This window comes from Pseudomonas sp. 300, assembly GCF_055803035.1.
The window spans coordinates 28,867-53,504 of the sequence record NZ_JAVLRV010000002.1 but is presented as its reverse complement, the minus strand read 5'-3'; the positions used below and the strand labels follow the sequence as shown (position 1 = coordinate 53,504).

Here is a 24,638-nt window from a genome sequence, read left to right as displayed (position 1 = left end):
GCCCGCATTGTTCCAGCCATTGATGGTTTTGGGAACAGGGTTGGGCCGGGCGGTCGGTTTGCCCATGGATATGATCAGTATTTTCTGGTGTCCGTCAGGCCGCCATCGCTGGCAAGCCAGCTCCCACGGGTTCCGGTTGTCCGCCGATTTTTGCGGCAACTTCAATCCTTGTGGGAGCTGGCTTGCCAGCGATGAACGATGACGCGGTCTCAGGCCTTAATGACCATTCCCGGAGTGCCCACCCGCCTGCCCGGTGCCCTTCCCCGGGCCTTTGCCGGCTTCAGCTTTTCTCCCACCCTCGGCATCGTGACTGGCTTTGTCTGCCGCAGCCTTGGCCTTCTCGGCCTCTTTACCTAACTGATCAACGGCCGCCAGGTTGCTCTTGCGCACACTGTCGACAAAGCCTTGGAACGGCAGATCGGTAGTACCCACCAGACCAAAGTGGCCGTTTTCACCATCCAGCAGACGGCCGGTCACCGGTTGATCGAGGTACTGGAACCAGTGCACGCCGACAATCGACGGCTCGCTCAGTGCCTGTTTCAGGAAGTTGGCGTACGCCGGGCCACGGTCTTCTTCCTTCGCCAATTGCGTCACGCCGCCCCAGAACGGGCCGCGATCGGCCGAGCCGAAGTTGAATTCGGTGATCAGCACCGGCTTGTCCAGGCTGCGCAGCTTGGCGAAATCGTAGCCGTCCTGCGGTTGCAGGGTATACATGTTGAAGCTCAACACGTCGCAATACTGCGCACAGGATTCCACGGCTTCCGGGGTGCTGACGGCAAAACGGCCGCCCAGCAATAGCTGATTCGGCGCGTGCCACTTGAGCGAGTCGGAAATGGTTTTGAAGTACGTGTCAGCGAAGACCTTCTGGAAATACTTGAAGTCGGCCTCGATTTCCGGGTGCTCAGCGCTTGGCAGCGGCGGTACGAAACCCGGGTCTTCCATCAATTCCCAGGCCGGCAAGTCGATGCCCCAGGCTTTGGACAGGCCTGCCTGATTGCGGTACTTGTCGCGCAATTGCTTGAGGAACGCGCGTTTGGCCGGCACGTCGGTGGTCATTTTCAAGGTGCCGTAGGCCAGCGCGTAGCGGGCTTTCGGGTCGTCACCGGGACCGGCCCAGGCCAGTTCGTTGTCGGCGAAGTAACCGATCAGCCACGGATCGTCGCGATGATCGCGGGCGGCGATGGCCACGGCGCGTTCGGTGGCCATGGCGAAACGCGGGTCGAACGGGTCAGGCATGCCGCCCCACCAGTCGGTGCCCGTGCTGATACTGGCGTAATCGCCGACGATCGACAGCGGCAAGGTGTAGGGCACGCGATCAGCGTTGGCCAGAGCCGGGGCGCTCCAGTTGCCGACGGTGTTGAACCCCCAGGCTTGCAAGCGATCCAGGGTGTGGCTGGCCCAGCGTTGTTCATCAATCACCGCTGTGCAGGGCTCGGCGGGTTTCTGCTCGGCCGCTTTCGCGACCGTTGCTTGCTCTGCGCCAGTCTTGGCGGCTTCGGCAACACCGGCTTCGGCGGTGGAAGGAACCACGGGTTGCTCGGCAGCCTTCTCGACCGTCGCCTCAACCGCGTCGGCCTTGGCCGCTTCGGCGACACCGGCCTTGGTGTCGCTGCCGAGTGTGCAAGGGGCGCCATACAGGCGCTGCAGGTTGGCACCATAGAAGTCGTACCAACGACCGGCGTTATAGGCACGCCCCTGATCGACGCCGTTACCGCCACGGTTGTCGCCTTCGCCAAAGTGACTGGCCAGTGGCTCGTCGGGTTTTGGCAGCGATTCGAACATCCATTCGCGACCGGCGATGTAGGTCTGGTTGACGTCCGGGGCAACGGTGTTGACCCCGAGCGAGTAAAACGGATGGCCTTGCGGAGTCACCAGGTACCAGCGACCGTCACGTTTCTCGGTGCGGAAAAAGCCGCTGGCCTTGAACGCCGGGCCTTTGTTCCAACCTCCGAACTTGTCCAGCGACGCCTTCTCGCGGTCGGCCAACCAGGTTTTGGTCTGCTGCTGCTCCTTGGCGGCGGCGCTTTTCAGTTGCTCGTCGCTGCTGACCTTTTCTGGCCATTTGGCTCGAGTCGATTGCCCGAAAGCATCCACCAGCCCGCCATAAACGGCCTGAGTCACAGCTTCGCCATCCTGCACGCCAAAGCGTTCCAGCAGGATGCTTTGGGCGACTTTCGGCTGATCCATCGACAAGGTCACCGACACCACCTGACTGCGTTCCAGTTCACCGGTGCTGCTGGCCAACAGGATGCGTTGACCGTCGACGGTCATGGGCATCGGCGGGCCCGCCTTCATGCCCTGGCTCAGCGGCGAAGTGGCGACCAATGGCACCAGCAGCGTCTGCGCAGGACCGGCCGGCAGGTCGACGCGACTGACCAGCGTCTTGCCATCGTTGCTCTGGATTTTCACGTAGAGGGTCACGGCCCAGTTCATTGCGCTCTGGATCCGCAGGCTCATCACGCCGGATTGCGACCAGTCCCAGGCACCGGTTTGAGGCGTCAGACGCAGGGTTGGCTGCGCCACCGGGTTGAACGTCACCCGACGCAGCACTTCGCCCTCGGCTGTTTGCTCGGCATTGGATTGCGGCAGGCTGGCGTCCTGAGTCGCCACCTGAACCACGTCGGCGGGGCGCACAAAGTTGAACAACGTCTGCTGGGCTGCTGGAGCAGCGAGCACGGGTGTTGTGAACAACAAGGCAAAAACAGCAGGCAACGAACGGCGGATCATGAGAACGAAATTCTCCCTAACGACCTCAATGGGCCAATGGAAAAGCGATGGCAGAGAGATAGACAACACGGCGGGCAAATTTGCCCACCGATGTATCAGGAAATTTCTCGACGGAATGGCGGCAGCGCATTGAGGATGGCTTTGCCATAACGCTGGGTGACCAGGCGCCGGTCGAGCAAGGTGATGGTGCCGCGGTCTTCTTCGGTCCGCAGCAAGCGCCCGCAAGCCTGGACCAGCTTCAGCGAGGCGTCCGGCACAGAGATCTCCATGAACGGATTGCCGCCCCGGGCTTCGATCCATTCGGCCAGTGCCGCTTCGACCGGATCATCGGGCACCGAGAACGGAATCTTCGCGATGACCACGTGCTCGCAGTACGCACCAGGCAAATCGACCCCTTCGGCGAAACTCGCGAGGCCGAACAGCACGCTGGAATCGCCGCCATCGACTCGCGCCTTATGCTTGTTCAGGGTTTCCTGTTTTGACAGGTTGCCTTGAATGAACACTTGTTTGCGCCAGTCGCGGTCGAGGCCGTCGAACACGTCCTGCATCTGCTTGCGCGAGGAAAACAACACCAGCGTGCCGCGGGAACCTTCGACCAGTTGCGGCAGGTCTCGGATGATCGCGGCGGTGTGCGCCGGCGCATCACGCGGGTCGGCTTTCAGGTCCGGCACTCGCAGCACACCGGCGTCAGCATGATGGAACGGGCTCGGGACCACGGCGGTCACGGCTTTTTTCGGCAGGCCGGCGCGCATGCGGAAACGGTCGAAGGTGCCGAGTGCGGTCAGGGTCGCCGAGGTCACCAGTGCGCCATAAGCAACGTTCCACAGGTTGCGCCGAAGCATTTCCGCCGCGAGGATCGGGCTGGCGTTGACCTCGATGTCGAACAGCGAGCCGCTTTCGGCCAGGGTCAGCCAGCGGGCCATGGGCGGGTTGTCTTCCGGGTCTTCGGCGGTGAATGCGACCCACAATTCCCAGTTGCCCGACGAGCGCGACAACAAGCTGCCAAACAGCGGATACCACTCTTCGGCCTGGTTGCTGGCGATGCCGATGTTGACCTCGCCGTCCATGCCCTCCTTGAGCAGTTCGGTGAGCCGCGTGAATAAGTCGGTGAGGCGGGCAAAGCCTTTCTTCAGCTCGACGCCCATTTCGCGCATGTGCTCGGGAATTACCCCGCCGACGAAACGGTGACGCGGCCGCTCGCGACCTTCGACGTCTTCGCCGGGTTTGAAATCGGCGACCTGTTCGCAGGCGCTGAACATGAACTGTTGCTGGGTCTTGATCTCACGGGCCAGTTCCGGCACCTGCTCGATCAACTTGCCCAGATCGCCCGGCAGCGGGTGCTGGGCGAGCAATTTGGTGAGGTTCTTGGCGGTGGTTTCGAGCCAGTCGGCGGTGGAACGCAGACGCGTGTAATGAGCGAAGTGGCCGATGGCCTTGTCCGGCAGGTGGTGACCTTCGTCGAACACGTAGATGGTGTCGCGCGGGTCCGGCAGAACCGCACCACCGCCCAATGCCAGATCCGCAAGGACCATGTCGTGGTTGGTGACGATCACGTCGACCTTGCCCATGCCTTCGCGGGCCTTGTAGAAAGCGCACTGGCCGAAGTTCGGGCAATGACGGTTGGTGCACTGGCTGTGATCGGTGGTCAGGCGCGCCCAGTCGGCGTCTTCCAGCGCGGTGGACCAACTGTCGCGGTCGCCGTCCCATTTATTGCCGGCGAGTTTCTCGATCATGCTGGTGAACAGCTTCTGACTGGCCTCATCGACCTCGATCTTGAAGCCTTCTTCTTCGAACAGCTGCGCGGTGGCGGTTTGCGCGTGACCTTCCTGGAGCAACATGTCGAGCTTGGACAGGCACATGTAGCGCCCGCGCCCCTTGGCCAGGGCGAAGCTGAAATTCAGCCCGCTGTTGCGCATCAGGTCGGGCAAATCCTTGTAGACGATCTGCTCTTGCAGGGCCACGGTGGCCGTGGCAATCACCAGGCGTTTGCCGGCGGCCTTCGCGGTCGGAATGGCCGCCAGGCTGTAGGCCACGGTCTTGCCAGTACCGGTGCCGGCTTCCACCGCGACAATCGCGGGGTCGCCACTGCGCCGGCCTTCGTCGTCGGTGTCGATGTCACCGAGGACTTTGGCAATTTCAGCGATCATCAGGCGTTGGCCGTAGCGCGGCTTGAGGCTCTTGGCTTCGAGAAAACGCGAGTAGGCGCCCTGGATCGTGGTTTTGAGTTCAGTGCTGATCATGGATTGTCGGGCGCAAAAAACGCTGGATAAATTTTCAGTGGTTCGGTTCGGCGGCTATCATACCGCGCTAATTAATCCCGCGCAGAACGGAGTACCTCAATGACACCTTTTGGCATCGTTTACACCCTGCATGTGCTGTCCGCCCTGGTGTGGGTCGGCGGCATGTTTTTCGCCTGGATGGTCTTGCGGCCCGCCGCGATGAAGGCGCTGGAAGGCCCTGCCCGGTTGAAGCTGTGGGTGGAAGTGTTTCAAGGTTTTTTCCGCTGGGTCTGGGTGGCGGTGGTACTGCTGCCGATCAGCGGTGTCGGCATGATCCATCTGCAATACGCCGGTTTTGAAACGGCGCCGCGTTATGTGCAGGTGATGATGGGGTTGTACGTGGTGATGACCGCGCTGTTTATCCGGATACAGGCGTTGCTGTTGCCGGAACTGCGCACGGCGGTGACGGCGCAGGATTGGCCGACGGGTGCGGCGGTGCTGGGGAAGATTCGCAAATTGGTGGGGATTAATTTGATTGTGGGGCTGGTGCTAGTGGCGATTGCAGCGGCGCGGCCGATGTTCTAAAACCTCGTTGGAACGCCGACCGGAGCCGGCTAGCCCCCACAGTGACTGGTGTGATCCCTGTGGGAGCGAGCCTGCTCGCGATGGCAATCGATCAGACGACGAAATGTTCCGAAACTACTTACAACCTTTGAACCGTCACCGAACCCGCCGCACCCGCAGGCCCCGGCTGGCCGTCAACGCCAGGCTTGCCGCTCTTGCCGCCATCGGCCTTGTAGACAAAGCACCCCTTGGCCTTGCCGCCCGCCCCCGGCTTACCGCCAGGACCGGCCAAACCACCCGCGCCGCCGGCGACCTGAACTTTGATCTGCTCCGCCGGATAGTCACGCGGCACTTCAAGCCTGACCAGCGCACCCGGCGCACCCGGCTGACCGTCGCTGCCATTGCTGCCATCTGCCCCGCGACCGGCCTGGCCCCAGGTGCAACCCGGCGCCTGGCCGTTGGCGCCGTCGAGTCCGACAAACCCCGGCGCCCCTGCACCACCGCGTGCGTCTACCAACAACTCCGGTGCGTTCAGTGCCTTGATCTGCACATTCAGGTTGCGTCCCGAGCGGGCCGCCTTGAGGTAGGTCCCCGGCGCGCCGCGAGCGGTGATCTGGCTGCCTTCGGACAATTGGGCACGGCTGACCTTCAATTCCAGCGCTGTTTCGCCGGGCACGATGGCGATACGCGCTTCACGCCCCAGGTGCAATTCGCCGACGATGACTTCGGTCACATTCGAGGGAATCAACAACGTGCCGTAATCGGCCACTTCCAGGCGTTCCAGCTGCAAGGTGCTGGCGGTATTGGGCAAGCGCATCAGCGAGTTCGTTTCGACGCTGACCACTTGGGCACAGGCGAAGGGGCTGACGAGTGCAGCGAGCAGACAGAGTTTACGCATGGGAAGCCTTCGGTACGGCAGGAGCCGGAATGGTTTGCAGGTGGAAAACACCGAAAAAAAGAACGCTCAAGCGATCACGCCAAGGGTGGGCGCGACCTCTGAGACTGCGGAAACAGAACACCGCCTCAAGCAAATGAAGGCACGCCAACAGACCACCGGCCAGATTGACCAACAGGTGCAGCGGATGGACAAAGGGCGTCATCAGATTGACCAGCACCACTAGCCAGAACAGCAGGGTCAACAGCTTCCCCAACCCCCAAAACACCTTCATACGCTCCCCCGTTGAGAATTATTCTTTGCACGCACAGTAACGGCTTCCACGCGGGATAAGCCAGAGGGCAACGGAAAATTCTTCATGAGCGCCGCCGAATGGCCGTCGGCGCCACTGCAATCATGGACCGACGGCTCTATTACGGGGCTCAGCGATTGATGTGCAATTCCACGCGACGGTTTTTCGCGCGGCCTTCTTCTGTTTCGTTATCGGCCACGGGCTGGCTTTCGCCCCGGCCTTCGCTGGTGAGTTTGTTCGGCGCCAGGCCCATGCCCAGCAAGTAAGCCGCGACACTGCTGGCGCGTCGTTCCGAGAGTGCCTGGTTATAGGCGTCGGAACCCACGCTGTCGGTATGACCGATCACTTTGATGCTGACCACGTCGGCGCTTTGCAGGGTGGGCATCAGCGCATCCAGGTGACTTTGCATCGAGGGCGTCAGGTCGGATTTGTTGAAGGCAAACAACACGTCGCCCGCATCGCTCAGGGTGATGACTTCGGATTCGGCAGGCTTCACGCTGGCGGGGTACTGCGGCAGTGGACAACCATGATGTTCGACCGGGGTATTAGCCGGTGTATCCGGGCAGCGATCACGTCGATCGAAGACCCCATCTTCGTCTTCGTCGCCGTCCTGGGCGTAACAGATCAGGCCACCTGTCAAGATACCAAGCGCCGCTCCACCGGCCGCCCAACCGCTACTTTCGATAGCGCCCAAGCCTCCACCGACCAGGCCACCGATGACGCTGCAGATCGGCCAGGTGCGTTGATTGAGGGGGGCGGTGCCATCGCTGTGAGTCGCGCAACCGGTCAACAGGCTGCCCAGCAGCAGAACCGGCAAGACGGTCCGTGTGAGAACGCTCATGGTGAAAACTCCTGTGTTACCGGCCGATGCCGGTTACACAGGAGTAAAGACCCGCATCCGCGACTGCACAAGCCGCGGAGTATGGGGGGTTAGCGGTTGATTTTGATTTCCGTGCGACGGTTCAATGCACGGCCGTCAGCGGTTTTGTTATCGGCTACCGGCTGGCTTTCACCGGCACCGCTCACAGACACGAAGCTGTTGCGTGGCACACCACTCTGGACGAGGTAGTCCACAACCGAGTGAGCGCGGCGATCCGACAGTTTCTGGTTGTAGGCATCACTGCCCACGCTGTCGGTGTGACCGGTCACGCTCAACTGAGCGGTAGTAGATTCCTGTTTCAGGCGCGTGGCGATTTTGTTGAGTACGTCTTTATCAGAAGGGGTGAGTGTGGCTTTGTCGAACTGGAAGTGAACATCGCGGATGACAATGACTTCTTCCTTGACCACAACCACCTCTTCAACCACTGGCGCAGGAATTGGTGGTGGGCAACCATCGGCATCGACCTGCACGCCTCTAGGCGTACCCGGGCACTTGTCGCGACTGTCCGGCACGCCATCGCCGTCTTCGTCGCCATCACCGTGAACCCAGCAATAGGCTGCGGCCAAACCGCCGACTGCCAACGCGCCATACCCCGCCCATGCCGAACTCTCGGTCGCGCCGAGGCCTGCACCGACTACACCACCGACTGCCGCACAGGTCGGCCAGTCGGTTTTCTGCAAACCTGCGCAACCAGTCAACACACTGGTTAGCAGAACCAAGGGTAATGCTGTCCGAACTATGCTCATCTAGTTTTCTCCTGAGGGATCGGCTTAGAACCGATTCAGGGAGTAAAGACCCGAGTTTTCATCTCCGCCAGCAATAGGCCATTGCAGTTTTTGTCCAGTGTTCACGGCTGATCGACACTTTTGGCGCTATGGCGCTCTATATCTGGACCTTCGGGCAGGCTAGTCTTGGCGCTCTGATTGAGGATTTTCGATGATTGCAGGTATTTCTTCGCGCACGCCCCAGCAAGCGCTGGCCGCTTTGCTGGATCGTTATGCCCCGCCACGCCTGTTGCTGATCGGCGCCAGTGAGTTCCCGGCGCTTGAGGCGTTCAGGCTCGCGCACCCGGACACCTGCGTCGCCCACGCCGCGCCCGGCCCGTTGCCGGCCGAACTGGCAGCGCGCCGGTTTGATCTGGCGCTGGTGGTCGATTGCCTCGAACACTTGCCCAAACGCGATGGCCTGAATTTGCTCGGCGGCATCCGCAATCTCAATGCCAGTCGCATTGCGGTGCTGGCGGATTTGCTGGCCAGTGGCTGGCAGGAAACCGATTTTTTCTCCCTGGCCCTGCAAGCCAGCGAACGTTTCCAGCGCGAGGAGCAAGTACTGACCCTGTTCACCTACGACCTGCTTGACTACAAACAAGTCCCCGACTGGCTCAACTCACGGTTCTGGGCCAATCCGGAAAACTTCGGGAAATACTGGTGGTAACGCAATGAGTACATCCATTTGCCCTTGCGGCAGCGGCACCCTGCTCGACGCCTGCTGCGGTCATTACCATGCCGGGCATCCGGCGCCTTGTGCCGAAGCGTTGATGCGTTCGCGCTACAGCGCTTATGTGTTGGGCCTGATCGATTATCTGGTAGCGACCACCCTGCCCGCACAGCAGTCCGGCCTTGATCGTCAGTCCATCAGCGACTGGAGCGCGCAAAGCACCTGGCTCGGCCTGGAAGTGGAAAGCTCCGAGGTGTTCGGCGGTCAACCGGAACACGCCTTCGTCACCTTCACAGCGCGCTGGCATGACGGCAGTGGCGAACACAGCCACCGCGAGCGCTCATCGTTCGTGCAGAACGCCGGCCACTGGTACTTCATCGACCCTACCGTGCCCCTCAAGGCCGGGCGCAACGACGCCTGCCCGTGTGCCAGCGGGCAGAAGTTCAAGAAGTGTTGTGCGGGGTATTTCACCAGTTAAGGTGATCCGTGAAGGGCTAGACTGGGGATCAAGGGAGAAACACAACCATGATCACCCGGCGATTCGCGCTTTTTCTGCTCACCCTGCTCCTGTTTCTCGGGCTTGGCGGCTGTGCGTCCTGGTTCAGCGACGATGAGCCGGAACCTCAAGTGCACCTGGTCAAGGTCGAAGTAGTCCGGGCGAAACTGATGGAGCAACGCTTCCTGTTGTTCTTCCGCGTCGACAACCCTCGTGACAGCGACTTGACGGTACGCGGCCTCGAATACCGGATTCACCTGGGCGACATGCTGCTGACCGAAGGCGAGCACGAACACTGGTTTACGGTCAGCCCCAGGCGCAGCGCGTATTTCAAAGTGCCGATCCGCACCAACCTGTGGCCGAAGGTGCGGGATCTGGTGAAACTGTTGAAAAAACCCGAGCAACCCATCCCTTATCGTCTTGAAGGTGAGCTGGAAACCGGTGTGTTCATCGCGCATTACGTGCACCTGGCGCGCAAAGGCGTGATAATCCCCGCCGATTTAATTCCGGAGCACACCCGATGACCCAGCAACCCCACGTCCATGGCCCTGACTGCAACCACGATCATGACCATCACGACCACCATGATCACGACCATGGCCATGTCCACGGCCCGAACTGCGGCCACGCTCACCAAGAGCCGGTGCGCAACGCCCTGAAGGACGTCGGCCGCAACGACCCTTGCCCGTGCGGCAACGGCAAGAAATTCAAGAAGTGCCACGGCGCTTGATGCTTCGGGCGAAAAAATTCTTCGCCTGTTGAATCGCTATCGCGGGCAAGCCCGCTCCCACAGGGACCGCTTTCTACACAGTACCTGTGCCTGACGCGGATCAATTGTGGGAGGGGGCTTGCCCGCGATGGCGGCCGTACGTTCACCCTCCATGTATCAGTTAACGCACGGGCTTTTCAGTTTGCGTTCAATACCTGCACCGTGCTGACGACCGTTGCATATTCCCCCTGCAAATTCCCCAGCGACATGGCATGCACGTCTTCGGCAGAACGGGCATTACCAAAGTAATCCGCCTTGTCGAACGTGAAGCACGCATCCTCCGCCACCCAGGTATCAAACCCCAGATTACCGGCCGTTCGCGCCGTGGACTCTACCGAGTTGTGGGTCGCGACGCCCACGATGACCAATTGATCGATCCCCGACTCGCGCAGCCCCGCCTCCAGCGCCGTCGCACAAAACGCATCCGGCACCTGTTTCTGAATCAGTCGCTCACCGGCCAGTGGCTGGAACCGCTCCTGAAACTCCACGCCCGATTGCTGCGGCCAGAACACCGAGTCCGGTGAACGGGAAAGGTGCTGCACATGAATCACCGGGCGCCCGGTTTCACGCCAAAAACCCAGTAGTTCCAGAATCCGCACCTCGGCCTGAGGATTGTTTCGTCGGCCGCACCTGGGCTCCAAAATGCCTTTTTGTTGATCGATGATGATCAGTGCCGCGTTGGTCTTGAGCTCCATGCCGACTTTTCTCACGCAAGGTCATTGGATTTCACGCACTTCAGCATCAGCTCCTCCTGCAGGCAAGCCCTCGATCGCAAACAGGATGACCTGACGCCCAGGCGCTAAATCGACTGACCGGCGACGGTGAAAGCGTATGCGCTGGCGGCGAAGGCCGCATTCTTTGTTCGTTCGACAGACAAATCCTGAAATAACCCCACACCCCGCTTGCGCGGCCACCTCCTGCTCTCTAACGTAGCGCCTTTATTGCGCCTCTACCCCCGCAGGAGCTTTGCCATGGCCTCGCCAGCCCTTACACATTTTCTTCCCCGGTTCGGCGTTGCCGCAGCAGTGGCCGGTGTTTTGAGCCTGTCCGGTTGTCAGACCTGGAACGCTCAAGACACGCTCCCGCCGACCATCGGCGTGCAGCCGCTCAAAGGTCTGGCGCAAAACGTTTCGGTGCGCCGCAATGCCATGGGCATGCCGTTGATCGAAAGCAGTACCTTCCACGACGCTTTATTCACCCTCGGCTACGTGCACGCGAGCGACCGCATCACACAAATGGTCACCCTGCGCCTGCTGGCCCAAGGCCGGTTGTCGGAGATGTCCGGCTCGGACCTGCTGGACGCCGACCGTTACATGCGCGCCGTCAACCTGAAGAAAAGCGCCGGCGAGCTGTACAAGGCCTCGTCGCCGCGCCTCAAACGCTTCTTCGAAGTCTATGCCCGCGGGGTCAACGCCTACCTGTTCCGCTACCGCGACAAGTTGCCAGCCGACCTCGCTGCCACCGGCTACAAACCCGAATACTGGAAACCGGAAGATTCGGCGCTGATTTTCTGCCTGCTGAACTTCAGCCAATCGGCGAACCTGCCCGAGGAGATTTCCTCGCTGGTGCTCGCCCAATCGGTCACCACCGACAAACTCGCGTGGCTGACGCCGTCTGCTCCCGACGAAAAACTGCCGGTGGCCGAAGCCGAAAAACTTCAGGGCCTCAAGCTCAACGGAGCGATTCCAGGGCTCGCCGAAATCAGCAAGGCCACCAGTCAACTGTCCGACCTGAATCTGCTGGGCACCACCTCATCGAACAACTGGGCAATCTCCCCGCAACGCAGCCGCAGCGGCAAAAGCCTGCTGGCCAGCGACAGCCATGGGCCGCTGGGCGTGCCGTCGTTGTTCAGTTACGTGCAGATTCGTACACCGAAATATCAGGCGTCGGGCGTGACCATCGCCGGTTTGCCGATGGTGCTGGGCGGTTTCAACGGCAAAGTGGCGTGGAGCATGACCTCGGTCATGGGCGACAACCAGGACCTGTTCCTGGAAAAAATCCAACGCCAGGGCAACGGGCTTTCCTATGAAGTCAGCGGCAAATGGCAGCCGGCCATCGTTCGCAACGAAACCTACTTCGTCAAAGGCCAGCGGCCGATTCGCGAAGCGGTGTACGAAACCCGCCACGGCCCGCTGCTCAATAGCGCCAAAGGCACGGCACTGAGCAACGGCTTGGGTCTGGCGTTGCAGACACCGAACTTCACCGATGACAAATCGCTGGACGCGTTTTTCGACCTGTCCCGTGCGCAGACCGTGGAAAAAGCCTCGGACGCCAGCCGTGAAATCCGCGCGATCACGCTGAACCTGGTCTTCGCCGACGCCAGCAATATTGGCTGGCAAGTCACCGGTCGTTACCCGAATCGCCGCGAAGGCGAAGGCCTGCTGCCGTCGCCGGGTTGGGAAGGTCGTTACGACTGGGACGGTTACGCCGACCCGATGCTGCACCCGTACGATCAGGACCCGGCGCAAGGCTGGCTCGGCACCGCCAACCAGCGGGTCATTCCCCATGGCTATGGCATGCAGCTGTCCAATTCCTGGTCGGCACCGGAGCGTGGCGAGCGCATGGCGGAATTGGCCGGTGTGGGCAAACACGACACGCGCAGTGTGATTGCCATGCAATACGATCAGACCACCACGTTCGCCGCCAAACTGAAGAAGATGTTTGCCGCGCCGGGCATGGCCCAGCCGCTCAAGCAAGCCATTGAAACCCTGCCGGTGGCTGATCGCGGCAAGGCGCGTGAAGCGTTTACCCGCCTGATGGCGTTCGACGGCAAACTCGCCGCGACCTCCGCTGACGCGGCGATTTACGAGCTGTTCCTGCAGGAAAGCGCCAAGCAAACCTTCCTCGACGAACTGGGTCCGGAAAGCAGTCCCGCGTGGAAAGCCTTTATCGCCAACGGTAAGTTGTCCTACGCAGCCCAGGCCGATCACCTGCTGGGTCGTGAAGACAGCCCGTTCTGGGATGACGCGCGCACGCCGCAGAAAGAGGATAAGCCGGCGATTCTCGCACGCAGCCTTGCAGCCGCCATGACCGCCGGCGACAGCCAGTTGGGTGGCGATCACAAAGCCTGGCAGTGGGGCAAACTGCACCGCTATGAATGGAAGAACGCCAGTGGCCAGACCGTGCGCGGCCCGCTCGCGGCCGGCGGCGATCACACCACGCTGAACACTGCGGCGTTCGCCTGGGGCCAGGACTTCAACACCACGCAGGCACCGGCCATGCGCTTCATCGTCGATTTCGGCCAGGCCGAACCGCTGATGGGCCAGATCGGCACTGGCCAATCCGGCAACCCGGCCAGCCGGAACTACCTCGACAGCGTCGATCCGTGGCTCAAGGGGCAATACGTGAGTTTGCCGATGCAGCCGCAGAACTTCGACAAGGTGTACGGGACCAAGCGGTTGACGCTGACGCCTGGCAAGTAACAATCGCCGCAGATCTCTGTGGGAGCGAGCTTGCTCGCGATGAGGCCCTGTCAGCCACCATTAATGGAACTGACACACCGTTATCGCGAGCAAGCTCGCTCCCACATTGGTATTCACCAATACCGCTGAATATCGATAGAACTTCTGCCCTCCCCCAAACCTCATAGCTAACAAGTCCCTCCATTTTGGTAACAACATGGATCTTGTTATCGCGCGTCCCGAAGGTTTGTACTGCCCCGCCGGCGATTTCTATATCGACCCGTGGCGGCCGGTCGAGCGTTCGGTCATCACCCACGCCCACGGCGATCATGCCCGAGGCGGCAACCAGCATTATCTGGCGGCCGCGCCCGGCGAAGGTATCCTGCGCGCGCGACTCGGTCAGGACATCAACCTGCAAACCCTGGCCTATGGCGAACGGTTACTGCATCACGGCGTCACCCTGAGTTTCCATCCCGCCGGCCATGTGCTCGGCTCGGCACAGGTGCGCCTGGAATACGGCGGCGAAGTCTGGGTCGCTTCCGGGGATTACAAAATCGAGCCCGACGGCACCTGTGCGCCCTTCGAGCCGGTGCGCTGCCACACCTTCATCACCGAATCGACCTTCGGCCTGCCGATCTATCGCTGGCAACCCCAGGCGCAGGTGTTTGCCGAGATCAATCAGTGGTGGCAAACCAACGCCGCCGAAGACAAAACCAGCGTGCTGTTCTGCTATTCCTTCGGCAAGGCGCAGCGGATTCTCCACGGTATCGACGCCAGCCTGGGCCCCATTCTGGTGCACGGCGCCGTAGAGCCGCTGAACCGGGTGTATCGCGAGAGCGGCGTTTATCTGCCGCCGACGATCTATGCCGGCGACGTCAAAAAGAGCGACCCGATGATGCGCAAGGCGCTGGTCCTGGCCCCGCCATCGGCGGGTGGCAGCACCTGGATGCGCCGCTTTGGCGAATACAGCGATGGCTTCGCCAGCGGCTGGATGCGCTTGCGCGGCACGCGTCGGCGACGGGGAGTGGACCGTGGTTTTGTGTTGTCGGACCACGCCGACTGGCCGGGCCTGCTCTGGGCCATCGAGCAGACGGGTGCCGAGCGCGTCATGGTCACCCACGGTTCCGTGGCGGTCCTGGTGCGCCATCTGCGCGAACAAGGTCTCGACGCCCAAGGGTTCACCACCGAGTACGGCGACGATGAAGAAGACATCGCGACCACCGAACCCGAGCGCGCCGAGGTACTGCCATGAAGGCCTTCGCCGAGTTGTACGCCGAACTCGATGCCACGACCTCGAGCAACGCCAAATTGGCGGCCATGCAACATTACTTCGCCCAGGCCGCGCCGGAAGACGCCGCATGGGCGGTGTACTTTCTGTCCGGCGGGCGTCCTCGCCAACTGGTGCCGGTGCGCATCCTGCGTGAACTCGCCGTGGCGTATTCCGGCCTGTCGCCGTGGTTGTTCGAGGAGAGTTATCAGGCGGTCGGCGATCTGGCGGAAACCATCTCGCTGGTACTGCCCGAAGCGCCTCACAGCTCCACCGACGGGTTGGCGGTGTGGATTGAAGACAAACTGCTGCCGTTGCGCGGCGAATCTCCCGAAGTACTGGCCGAACATTTGCCCAGACTCTGGTCGCAACTGGACCGCCCCAGCCTGATGCTCTGCATCAAACTGATCACCGGCAGTTTCCGCGTCGGCGTCTCCAAATTGCTGGTGACCCGCGCCCTGGCGGCCATGGCGCAGCTCGACAGCAAACGCGTGGCCCAGCGGCTCGTGGGTTATACCGACCTGTCCAATCGCCCGAGCGCGGCCAGCTACCGCAAGCTGATCGCCGCCGAATCGTCGGATGAACATGCTCAGCGCGGCGGTCAGCCGTACCCGTTTTTTCTCGCCCACGCGTTGTCGCAACCGGTGGAGCAATTCGAAACCCTGCTCGGCCCCGCGAACAACTGGCAGGTGGAATGGAAGTGGGACGGCATCCGCGCCCAAGTGGTCAAGCGCGATGGGCGACTCTGGATCTGGTCGCGCGGCGAAGAATTGATCACCGAGCGTTTTCCCGAACTCGACAGCCTGGTTCACGGCCTGCCCGACGGCACGGTGATCGACGGTGAAATCGTTGCCTGGAAAACCGCACCACCGAACACCGAAGATGCCTTCGATCCACAGGCACCAACGCCGCCCGCAGTGCAACCGTTCGCCCTGCTGCAACAGCGGATCGGCCGTAAAACCCTGGGCAAGAAAATCCTCGATGAAGTGCCGGTGGTCGTACTCGCCTACGACTTACTGGAATGGGCGGGCGAAGACTGGCGCAACCAGCCTCAGGCCAGGCGCCGCGAACAACTGGAACGCGTCATCGCTCACTGCAACAACCCGGTGCTACTGCCCTCCCCCGTGCTAACCGGCGAAGACTGGTTCGACCTCGCCCGCCAACGCCAAGCCTCCCGCAGCCTGGGCGTCGAGGGCATGATGCTCAAGGCTCGGGACGCGTTGTATGGCGTCGGCCGCACCAAGGACATGGGCGTCTGGTGGAAGTGGAAAGTCGACCCGTTCAGCGTCGACGCAGTGCTGATCTACGCGCAACGCGGGCATGGCCGTCGGGCCAGTCTCTACAGCGATTACACCTTCGCCGTGTGGGACGGCCCGCCAGACGCGAGCGAACGCACGCTGGTGCCGTTCACCAAAGCGTATTCGGGGCTCACCGATGAGGAAATGCGCCAGGTCGACAGCATCGTGCGCAAGACCACGGTGGAGAAATTCGGCCCCGTCAGCAGCGTGAAACCGAGCCTGGTATTTGAATTGGGATTTGAGGGGATTGCTCTGTCCAGGCGGCACAAGAGCGGTATCGCGGTGCGGTTTCCGCGGATGCTTCGGTGGCGGCAGGACAAGACAGTTGACCAGGCTGACCATCTCGCGACCCTGCAGGATTTGCTCGGCTAATGCGCGCTCCTGTAGGAGCCGGCTTGCTGGCGATGAACGATTACGCGGTCACGCTGAAGCACCGCGTCGGTCTGATCGCCAGCAAGCCAGCTCCTGCAAAAAGCAGGCTCATCTGTGCAAATTTGGTGCAGCCATTTACCGGCGCCCGTTTCCGTGCATAAATCCCGCCCAGCCATTTCCTGAATCACCTTTTAAACGCTTGTTCGGCACTCTGGTTCGGAAATTGCTACTTTCATTAGGTCTTACGCTTTCCAGTAACAATAATTCTGCGCCACAAGCGCTCATATTGGTTCTTAGGGATTGAATAATGAAAAAAGCATTGCTGACCCTTTCTGCACTGGCGTTGTGCATGGCTGCCGGCTCCGCGCTGGCCAAGGAATACAAAGAACTGCGTTTTGGTGTTGACCCGTCCTATGCACCGTTCGAGTCGAAAGCGGCCGACGGTAGCCTGGTGGGCTTCGACATCGATCTGGGGAACGCGATCTGCGCCGAGCTGAAGGTCAAGTGCAAATGGGTCGAGAGCGATTTCGACGGCATGATTCCAGGCCTCAAGGCCAATAAATTCGACGGCGTAATCTCTTCGATGACCGTCACCCCGGCCCGCGAAAAAGTCATCGACTTCTCCAGCGAGCTGTTCTCCGGCCCAACCGCTTACGTGTTCAAGAAAGGTTCCGGTCTGAGCGAAGACGTTGCTTCGCTGAAAGGCAAGACCGTTGGCTATGAGCAAGGCACCATTCAGGAAGCCTACGCCAAGGCCGTGCTGGACAAGGCTGGCGTGAAAACCCAGGCCTATCAGAACCAGGATCAGGTGTATTCGGACCTGATGTCCGGTCGCCTCGACGCGGCCATCCAGGACATGCTGCAAGCCGAACTGGGCTTTTTGAAGTCGCCTAAAGGCGAAGGCTACGAAGTCAGCAAGCCGGTGGACAGCGAATTGCTGCCAGCCAAAACAGCTATCGGTATCTCTAAAGGTAACAAAGACCTCAAGGCACTTTTGGATAAAGGTATCAAAGCGTTACACGACGATGGCACCTACGCCACCATTCAGAAGAAACACTTTGGCGATCTGAATCTGTACAGCGGCAAATAATGCCCGGCGCCCATCTCGCGATGGGCGCTTTTTTCATCCGATCAGGTTGCTGATTTATGTTCGAAAACCTCTTACAAAATCTGGGGCTCTCTGCCTTCAGCCTCAAGGGCTTCGGTCCGTTGCTGATGGAAGGCACCTGGATGACCATCAAATTATCGGCGTTGTCGCTGCTGGTGGCCGTGTTGCTCGGCCTGCTCGGCGCCAGTGCCAAACTGTCAAAAGTCAAACTGGTGCGCGTCCCGGCGCAGATCTACACCACGCTGATTCGCGGCGTGCCGGACCTGGTGCTGATGCTGCTGATTTTCTACAGCCTGCAAACCTGGCTGACGTCGTTCACCGATTTCATGGAATGGGAATACATCGAGATCAACCCGTTCAGCGCCGGGGTCATCACCCTGGGCTTCATTTATGGCGCGTACTTCACCGAAACCTTCCGTGGCGCGATTCTCGCGGTGCCACGGGGCCAGGTTGAAGCGGCCACCGCCTATGGCCTCAAGCGTGGCCAGCGGTTCTGGATCGTGGTGTTCCCGCAGATGATGCGTTTCGCCCTGCCGGGCATCGGTAACAACTGGATGGTGATGCTCAAGGCCACCGCGCTGGTATCGATCATCGGCCTCGCCGACCTGGTCAAGGCTGCCCAGGACGCCGGTAAAAGCAGCTATCAACTGTTCTATTTCCTGGTGCTGGCCGCGCTGATTTACCTGCTGATCACCAGTGCTTCCAACTTCATCCTGCGCTGGCTTGAACGCCGCTACGCCGCCGGCTCCCGGGAGGCCGTACGATGATCGAACTCCTGCAGGAATACTGGAAACCTTTCCTCTATACCGACGGTTACAACATCACCGGCCTGGCCATGACCTTGTGGCTGCTCAGTGCGTCGATCTTCATCGGTTTCCTGGTGTCGATCCCGCTGTCCATCGCCCGGGTGTCGCCGCATTTCTACATTCGCTGGCCAGTGCAGTTCTACACTTACCTGTTCCGTGGGACGCCGCTGTATATCCAGCTGCTGATTTGCTACACCGGGATCTACAGCCTGGCCGCCGTGCGCGAGCAGCCGATACTCGATGCGTTCTTTCGCGACGCGATGAACTGCACCATCCTCGCCTTCGCCCTGAACACCTGCGCCTACACCACGGAGATTTTCGCCGGGGCGATCCGCAGCATGGCCCACGGTGAAGTCGAAGCGGCCAAGGCCTACGGCCTGACCGGCTGGAAGCTGTATGCCTACGTGATCATGCCCTCCGCGCTCCGTCGCTCGTTGCCGTATTACAGCAACGAAGTGATCCTGATGCTGCACTCGACCACCGTGGCGTTCACCGCAACCATCCCGGACATCCTTAAAGTCGCGCGGGACGCCAACTCGGCGACCTTCATGACCTTCCAGTCGTTCGGCATCGCCGCGTTGATCTACCTGACCGTTACCTTTGCGCTGGTCGGCCTGTTCCGCCTCGCCGAACGCCGATGGCTGGCGTTCCTCGGGCCGACCCACTAGGACTTTTCGCACATGCGCCACCAGATACATGACCTGTTGGCCCCACTGCCGGGGACCGCACGACAGATTCACAGTTTCCACTTCGGCCCGACGACGGCCCAAGGCAAGATCTACATCCAGGCGTCCCTGCACGCCGATGAAATGCCCGGCATGCTGGTCGCCTGGCACCTCAAGCAGCGCCTGGCGGAGCTCGAAGCCGCCGGCCACCTGCGCAGCGAAATCGTGCTGGTGCCGGTTGCCAACCCGGTCGGCCTCGAACAAGTGCTGATGGATGTGCCGCTGGGCCGCTACGAGCTCGAAAGCGGGCAGAACTTCAACCGCTGGTTCGTCGATTTGAGCGAAGAGGTTGGCAATGAGATCGAAGGCCTGCTCGGCGACGATCCGCAGCGCAACCTCGAACTGATCCGCAGCAGCCTGCGTCATGCATTGGCGCGACAGACTGCCAGCACTCAACTGCAATCCCAGCGTCTTGTCCTGCAACGACTGGCCTGTGATGCCGACATGGTGCTGGACCTGCATTGCGATTTCGAAGCAGTCGCGCACCTCTACACCACGCCCGAGGCCTGGCCACAGGTCGAGCCGCTGGCCCGTTACATCGGTGCCGAAGCCAGCCTGCTGGCCACCGATTCCGGCGGTCAGTCGTTCGACGAGTGCTTCACCCTGCTCTGGTGGCAGTTGAAAGAGCGCTTCGGCGAACACTTCGCCATTCCGCTCGGCAGCTTCTCGGTCACCGTCGAATTGCGCGGCCAGGGCGACGTCAATCACCCGTTGGCCAGCCTCGACTGCCAGGCGTTGCTCGATTACCTGATTCATTTCGGCGCGATTGCCGGCGAACCGGCGCCACTGCCGGAACTGCCGTATCCCGCCACGCCGCTGGCCGCCGTCGAACCGGTGGCCACGCCCGTGGGCGGTTTGCTGGTGTTCACCGCGCTGCCGGGGGAATACCTGGAAGCCGGGCAACTGATTGCCGAAATCATCGATCCGGTCAACGATCTCGTCACCCCCGTTCACTGCACCGTCGCCGGGCTGATGTACGCCCGTTCGCTGCGGCGCATGGCCACTGCCGGCATGGTGATCGCCCACGTCGCGGGCACCGAAGCCTATCGCAGCGGTTACCTACTTTCGCCTTGAGGATGCATGCCCCATGTACAAACTGACCATCGAAGGCCTGCATAAAAGCTATGGCGATCATCATGTGCTCAAAGGCGTGTCACTCAAGGCCAACACCGGCGACGTCATCAGCCTGATCGGCGCCAGCGGCTCGGGCAAAAGTACCTTCCTGCGCTGCATCAACTTTCTCGAACAACCCAACGACGGCGCCATGACCCTGGACGGTCAGAACATCCGCATGATCAAGGATCGCCATGGCATGCACGTGGCCGACGCCGATGAACTGCAAAAGATCCGCACCCGCCTGGCCATGGTGTTTCAGCACTTCAACCTGTGGAGCCACATGACCGTGCTGGAAAACATCACCATGGCGCCGCGCCGGGTGCTGGGTTGCAGCAAGCAGGAAGCCGAAGACCGCGCACGCCGTTATCTCGACAAGGTCGGCCTGGCTGCACGCGTGGCGGACCAGTACCCGGCGTTTCTTTCCGGGGGGCAGCAGCAACGGGTGGCCATTGCCCGAGCGTTGGCCATGGAGCCGGAAGTCATGCTGTTCGACGAACCGACCTCGGCACTCGACCCGGAGCTGGTGGGTGAAGTGCTCAGGGTGATTCAGGGGCTGGCCGAAGAAGGCCGGACCATGATCATGGTCACCCACGAAATGAGCTTCGCCCGCAAAGTGTCGAGCCAGGTGCTGTTTCTGCACCAGGGCCTGGTCGAGGAAGAAGGTGCGCCGGAAGACGTGCTGGGCAATCCGAAGAGCGAGCGGTTGAAGCAGTTCCTCAGCGGCAATCTCAAGTAACCCCTGCAGGAGTCGGCTTGCCTGCTCCTGCAGGACCGCATTTCGTCATTAAACCTTTCACAGTTTGTCGCGGTCACTGAAAGAACACTTTCAGAGCGCACACCGCCGGCATGGGAACCTCCCCCGACTTCGCAAAGTACTGGTTCACCGCTCGCGGTTGGCAACCGTTCGCCTTTCAGAAACAGGTGTGGGCGGCCGTCAAGCAAGGACAGTCCGGGTTGCTGCACGCGAGTACCGGTGCCGGTAAAACCTATGCAGTGTGGTTTGCCGCACTCAACCGCTTCGCCTCTTCAGTAGAACAACCTCAAAAACGCAAACCGGTGGCCCAACCGCTGACCGTGCTATGGATCACGCCTATGCGTGCCTTGGCCGCAGACACGGCGCGTGCACTGGAGGCACCGCTGCTCGACTTGCAGATCCCGTGGAGCGTCGGCCTGCGCACCGGCGACACCCGCAGCAGCGAACGCGCGCGGCAGAGTCGACGCCTGCCCACCACGCTGATCACCACCCCGGAAAGCCTCACCCTGATGCTCGCCCGGGCCGATGCGCAAACCGCGCTGTCGACCTTGCGCATGGTGGTGGTCGACGAGTGGCACGAATTACTCGGCAATAAGCGCGGCGTACAACTACAACTGGCCCTCGCCCGCCTGCGTCGGTGGAATCCTGAACTGATCGTGTGGGGCGTTTCAGCGACGCTGGGTAATCAGGCCCACGCCGAACAGGTATTAATCCCACAGGGCGCTGGCGTCAGTGTGCAAGGGCAACGCACCAAGGAATTGCGCGTCGACACGCTGCTACCGCCCGCCATCGAGCGTTTTCCATGGGCCGGGCACATCGGTTTGAAAATGTTGCCGCAGGTGGTCGCAGAACTGGATGCCAGCCCCGCAAGCCTGGTCTTCACCAACACCCGTGCCCAGTCCGAAATCTGGTATCAGGCGCTGCTGGAAGCACGCCCTGACTGGGCCGGCTTGATTGCCTTGCATCACAGCTCGCTGTCACGCGACACCCGCGATTGGGTCGAGCGCGCCCTCAAGGACGGTCAACTCAAAGCGGTGGTCTGCACCTCCAGCCTGGACCTGGGCGTGGACTTTCTGCCGGTGGAGCGGGTGCTGCAAATTGGCTCGGCCAAAGGCGTGGCGCGCCTGATGCAGCGGGCGGGGCGTTCCGGTCACGCGCCGGGACGCGTCTCGCGGGTAACGCTGGTGCCGACGCACAGCCTGGAACTGATCGAAGCCGCCGCAGCCCGGGACGCCGTGGCGCAACGCCGGATCGAACCCCGTGAATCGCCGAATAAACCGCTGGATGTGCTGGTGCAGCATCTGGTCAGCATGGCGTTGGGCGGTGGGTTTATTCCTGACGAGTTGTACGAAGAAGTACGCGGCGCCTGGGCTTATCGCGACCTCACAGTGGCCGATTGGACCTGGGCGCTGGCATTCGTACGTCACGGTGGGCTTTCCCTGACTGCTTACCCGGATTACCGCCGGGTTGAACCGGATGAACAGGGTATCTGGCGCGTACCGGATGCGCGATTGGCCCGCCGCCATCGCATGAGCATCGGGACCATCGTCAGCGACGCGAGCATTCAGCTGAAGTTCTGGAGCAAGGGCGGCAGTGGAAAGCAGTTGGGCAGCGTTGAAGAGGGTTTTATCGCGCGGCTCAAACCCGGCGACGGATTTCTGTTTGCCGGCCGTTTGCTGGAATTGGTTCGGGTGGAAAACATGACTGCTTATGTCAAACGCAGCACCGCGAAAAAAGCCGCCGTGCCGCGCTGGAATGGCGGGCGGATGCCCCTTTCCAACGAACTCGCCCAAGCGGTGGTCGCGCGTTTCAGTGCCGCCGCGCAGGGCGAATTCATCGGCCCGGAAATGCGGGCGCTACGTCCATTGCTGGAAGTCCAGCAACGCTGGTCCGGACTGCCGACCTCGGAAACCCTGCTGGCCGAAGCGTTGAAATCCCGTGAAGGCTGGCATCTGTTCCTCTACCCCTTCGCCGGCCGCCAGGTGCACTTGGGATTGGCGAGCTTGCTGGCGTGGCGGGTCAGTCAACAACAGGCGGTGACGTTTTCCATTGCGGTCAACGATTACGGGCTGGAGTTGCTCAGCCCCACTGAAGTGGATTGGCTACAGGTGTTGAACCCAGATTTGTTGAGTGCTGAACATTTGCTGCGGGACATACTCGCCAGTCTGAATGCCGGAGAGCTTGCGCTGCGGCGCTTTCGGGAAATCGCGCGAATTGCCGGGCTGGTGTTTGCCGGTTATCCCGGTGCGCCTAAAAGTACTCGTCAGGTTCAAGCCTCGAGCGGGTTGTTTTTTGAAGTGTTTAAACAGTACGACGCGGAGAATCTGTTGCTGGCCCAGGCTGGGGAAGAAGTCTTACGAGAGGAACTGGATATTCAACGCATGGAACAGATGTTGGCGCGCATCAGTCAGCTCAGACTCGACCTGCATCGGGTCAAACGTCCTACGCCCCTCGGCTTCCCTCTGCTGGCGGAACGCATGCGCGAAAGCATGAGTTCGGAAAAACTCGCGGACCGTATCAGACGCATGGTCGGCGACCTCGAGAAAACCGCCGAAACCGGGAAAGCCTGATGAGCGCGCCCTATCCCGTGCGATTGGCCGGCGAAGAATTGTGGCTGCTGCCGGAAAAAGCCATTTACTGGCCGGCGCAACACGCCTTGTTGATCGCCGACGTGCATTTTGGCAAAGCGGCGGCGTATCGCAGGCTTGGTCAGCCGGTCCCGAGAGGCACTACGTCCCGGAACATCTCCGTGCTGGATGGCTTGCTGGCGGCGCTGCCCTGTCGCCAACTGATTTTCCTCGGGGACTTCCTTCACGGGCCTGGTTCCCATGCACCCCCGACGTTGAAGGCACTGGCTGACTGGCGGGCTCGGCACCCTGATCTGTCGATGACCCTGATTCGCGGCAACCACGACCAACGCGCCGGGGATCCGCCCGCGTCGTTAAACATCCGTGTGTTGCCTGAGCCGCTGCTCTTGGGGCCGTTCGCGTTGCAGCACGAACCCGCCCCCCATCCGGAGCGACATGTACTCGCCGGACATGTGCATCCGGTTTATCGGCTGAACGGCAGAGGTCGGCAACGCTTGCGACTGGCGTGTTTCAGACTGGGAGAGCGCATCAGCCTGCTACCGGCTTTCGGTGCGTTTACCGGTGGGTACCCGGTAGAACGGGATGATATCTGCAGGATTTTTGTCATAGGCGACAACGAAATATGGCCAGTCGGCTGACTGGCCATTCGTCCAAAACCTGAAAATCACGCAACCGGAGCGGGAGGCGGCTCATCCGGCAGGGTCGGCTCACCGGGTTCGGTGGGTTGTTCGTTGGGCGTATCGGGATCAGGCTGACCGGGGATGCCCCCTGCCATGCTGATTGGCGGATGTGCCAACAAGGACCAGGCCAAAACGCCAACCTGATTGGGCTCAAGCCTTGCCAGTTCGGCACTTATTCGCGGATCGATCTTCATAGAGCACTCCTGAGCATTGGCCCCGTCCGCTGTACGCAAACCGGGCAGTA

Annotated in this window: 24 protein-coding genes; 16 read left to right on the top strand and 8 right to left on the bottom strand. The window is 61.1% G+C overall.

Annotated elements, in window-relative coordinates; all coding sequences use genetic code 11:
* Positions 1-216: 216 nt before the first annotated feature.
* Together Q7W83_RS06320 and dinG are read right to left on the bottom strand one after the other, a co-directional pair.
* Entirely contained in the window at positions 217-2,727 is a 2,511-nt protein-coding gene (locus tag Q7W83_RS06320; RefSeq protein WP_473655804.1) for a beta-galactosidase, read from the bottom strand.
* 95 nt (positions 2,728-2,822) lie between these two features.
* Positions 2,823-4,967, bottom strand: coding sequence for an ATP-dependent DNA helicase DinG (gene dinG / locus Q7W83_RS06315; RefSeq protein ID WP_017336806.1), 2,145 nt, complete (start codon positions 4,965-4,967; stop codon positions 2,823-2,825).
* Between the two features lie 99 nt (positions 4,968-5,066).
* Between dinG and Q7W83_RS06310 the strand changes: the two genes are divergently transcribed.
* On the top strand, positions 5,067-5,531 hold the full coding sequence (locus tag Q7W83_RS06310) for a CopD family protein (protein ID WP_150631007.1): 465 nt from the start codon (positions 5,067-5,069) through the stop codon (positions 5,529-5,531).
* 118 nt (positions 5,532-5,649) lie between these two features.
* Here the strand turns inward: Q7W83_RS06310 and Q7W83_RS06305 are convergent, their stop codons facing one another.
* The 4 genes from Q7W83_RS06305 to Q7W83_RS06290 form a co-directional block, all read right to left on the bottom strand.
* On the bottom strand, positions 5,650-6,408 hold the full coding sequence (locus tag Q7W83_RS06305; RefSeq protein WP_150639895.1) for a collagen-like protein: 759 nt from the start codon (positions 6,406-6,408) through the stop codon (positions 5,650-5,652).
* A complete protein-coding gene (locus Q7W83_RS06300) occupies positions 6,401-6,679 on the bottom strand; it encodes a DUF1145 domain-containing protein (RefSeq protein WP_150631009.1) in 279 nt (92 codons plus the stop codon). The genes Q7W83_RS06305 and Q7W83_RS06300 overlap by 8 nt, the downstream gene beginning before the upstream one ends.
* 148 nt (positions 6,680-6,827) lie before the next feature.
* Entirely contained in the window at positions 6,828-7,538 is a 711-nt protein-coding gene (locus tag Q7W83_RS06295; RefSeq protein WP_150631010.1) for a PA1041 family peptidoglycan-binding anchor lipoprotein, read from the bottom strand.
* 89 nt (positions 7,539-7,627) lie between these two features.
* Positions 7,628-8,323: a PA1041 family peptidoglycan-binding anchor lipoprotein gene (locus Q7W83_RS06290; RefSeq protein ID WP_150631011.1), complete on the bottom strand. Its 696-nt coding sequence runs from the start codon at positions 8,321-8,323 to the stop codon at positions 7,628-7,630.
* Between the two features lie 190 nt (positions 8,324-8,513).
* Here Q7W83_RS06290 and Q7W83_RS06285 point away from each other — a divergent pair, with 190 nt between their 5' ends.
* Genes Q7W83_RS06285 through Q7W83_RS06270 form a run of 4 tightly spaced genes read left to right on the top strand, consistent with a single transcriptional unit; the run spans position 8,514 to position 10,240 of the window.
* Positions 8,514-9,011 (top strand): DUF6231 family protein, encoded by a 498-nt coding sequence (locus Q7W83_RS06285; protein WP_473655803.1) that lies wholly within the window; start codon positions 8,514-8,516, stop codon positions 9,009-9,011.
* A gap of 4 nt (positions 9,012-9,015) precedes the next feature.
* Complete coding sequence (locus Q7W83_RS06280; protein WP_473655802.1) at positions 9,016-9,492, top strand: YchJ family protein; 477 nt, start codon at positions 9,016-9,018, stop codon at positions 9,490-9,492.
* Positions 9,493-9,539: 47 nt separating this feature from the next.
* A complete protein-coding gene (locus Q7W83_RS06275; RefSeq protein ID WP_017336798.1) occupies positions 9,540-10,034 on the top strand; it encodes an LEA/WHy family protein in 495 nt (164 codons plus the stop codon).
* Entirely contained in the window at positions 10,031-10,240 is a 210-nt protein-coding gene (locus Q7W83_RS06270; RefSeq protein WP_007906737.1) for an SEC-C metal-binding domain-containing protein, read from the top strand. The genes Q7W83_RS06275 and Q7W83_RS06270 overlap by 4 nt, the downstream gene beginning before the upstream one ends.
* A gap of 176 nt (positions 10,241-10,416) precedes the next feature.
* Here the strand turns inward: Q7W83_RS06270 and Q7W83_RS06265 are convergent, their stop codons facing one another.
* Positions 10,417-10,974: a cysteine hydrolase family protein gene (locus Q7W83_RS06265; RefSeq protein WP_150639896.1), complete on the bottom strand. Its 558-nt coding sequence runs from the start codon at positions 10,972-10,974 to the stop codon at positions 10,417-10,419.
* Between the two features lie 276 nt (positions 10,975-11,250).
* Here Q7W83_RS06265 and Q7W83_RS06260 point away from each other — a divergent pair, with 276 nt between their 5' ends.
* The 11 genes from Q7W83_RS06260 (at position 11,251) to pdeM (ending at position 24,352) form a co-directional block, all read left to right on the top strand.
* Positions 11,251-13,701, top strand: a complete 2,451-nt coding sequence (locus Q7W83_RS06260) for a penicillin acylase family protein (protein ID WP_473655801.1) — start codon at positions 11,251-11,253, stop codon at positions 13,699-13,701.
* Positions 13,702-13,897: 196 nt separating this feature from the next.
* The gene (locus tag Q7W83_RS06255) at positions 13,898-14,932 is read left to right on the top strand and encodes a ligase-associated DNA damage response exonuclease (RefSeq protein WP_150631016.1); all 1,035 of its coding nucleotides are present in this window, start codon (positions 13,898-13,900) and stop codon (positions 14,930-14,932) included.
* Complete coding sequence (locus tag Q7W83_RS06250) at positions 14,929-16,617, top strand: ATP-dependent DNA ligase (RefSeq protein WP_473655800.1); 1,689 nt, start codon at positions 14,929-14,931, stop codon at positions 16,615-16,617. The genes Q7W83_RS06255 and Q7W83_RS06250 overlap by 4 nt, the downstream gene beginning before the upstream one ends.
* Before the next feature lie 23 nt (positions 16,618-16,640).
* Positions 16,641-16,778, top strand: coding sequence for a hypothetical protein (locus Q7W83_RS06245; RefSeq protein ID WP_191623665.1), 138 nt, complete (start codon positions 16,641-16,643; stop codon positions 16,776-16,778).
* A 146-nt stretch (positions 16,779-16,924) separates the two neighbouring features.
* Positions 16,925-17,707 carry a transporter substrate-binding domain-containing protein gene (locus Q7W83_RS06240; protein WP_017336791.1) on the top strand — a complete coding sequence of 261 codons (783 nt, stop codon included), beginning with the start codon at positions 16,925-16,927 and terminating at the stop codon, positions 17,705-17,707.
* Between the two features lie 56 nt (positions 17,708-17,763).
* Positions 17,764-18,492, top strand: a complete 729-nt coding sequence (locus tag Q7W83_RS06235; protein ID WP_150631018.1) for an ABC transporter permease — start codon at positions 17,764-17,766, stop codon at positions 18,490-18,492.
* Positions 18,489-19,199: an ABC transporter permease gene (locus tag Q7W83_RS06230; protein WP_150631019.1), complete on the top strand. Its 711-nt coding sequence runs from the start codon at positions 18,489-18,491 to the stop codon at positions 19,197-19,199. Before Q7W83_RS06235 ends, Q7W83_RS06230 begins: the two co-directional genes overlap by 4 nt.
* 12 nt (positions 19,200-19,211) lie before the next feature.
* Positions 19,212-20,330: a succinylglutamate desuccinylase/aspartoacylase family protein gene (locus Q7W83_RS06225; RefSeq protein WP_150631020.1), complete on the top strand. Its 1,119-nt coding sequence runs from the start codon at positions 19,212-19,214 to the stop codon at positions 20,328-20,330.
* Between the two features lie 13 nt (positions 20,331-20,343).
* Positions 20,344-21,108 (top strand): ABC transporter ATP-binding protein, encoded by a 765-nt coding sequence (locus tag Q7W83_RS06220; protein WP_150639900.1) that lies wholly within the window; start codon positions 20,344-20,346, stop codon positions 21,106-21,108.
* Positions 21,109-21,218: 110 nt separating this feature from the next.
* Entirely contained in the window at positions 21,219-23,696 is a 2,478-nt protein-coding gene (locus Q7W83_RS06215; RefSeq protein WP_458377813.1) for a ligase-associated DNA damage response DEXH box helicase, read from the top strand.
* Positions 23,696-24,352 carry a ligase-associated DNA damage response endonuclease PdeM gene (pdeM, locus tag Q7W83_RS06210; RefSeq protein WP_473655799.1) on the top strand — a complete coding sequence of 219 codons (657 nt, stop codon included), beginning with the start codon at positions 23,696-23,698 and terminating at the stop codon, positions 24,350-24,352. The genes Q7W83_RS06215 and pdeM overlap by 1 nt, the downstream gene beginning before the upstream one ends.
* 26 nt (positions 24,353-24,378) lie before the next feature.
* Here pdeM and Q7W83_RS06205 read toward each other — a convergent pair whose 3' ends face one another.
* Entirely contained in the window at positions 24,379-24,588 is a 210-nt protein-coding gene (locus tag Q7W83_RS06205; protein ID WP_017336784.1) for a hypothetical protein, read from the bottom strand.
* Between the last annotated feature and the right edge of the window lie 50 nt (positions 24,589-24,638).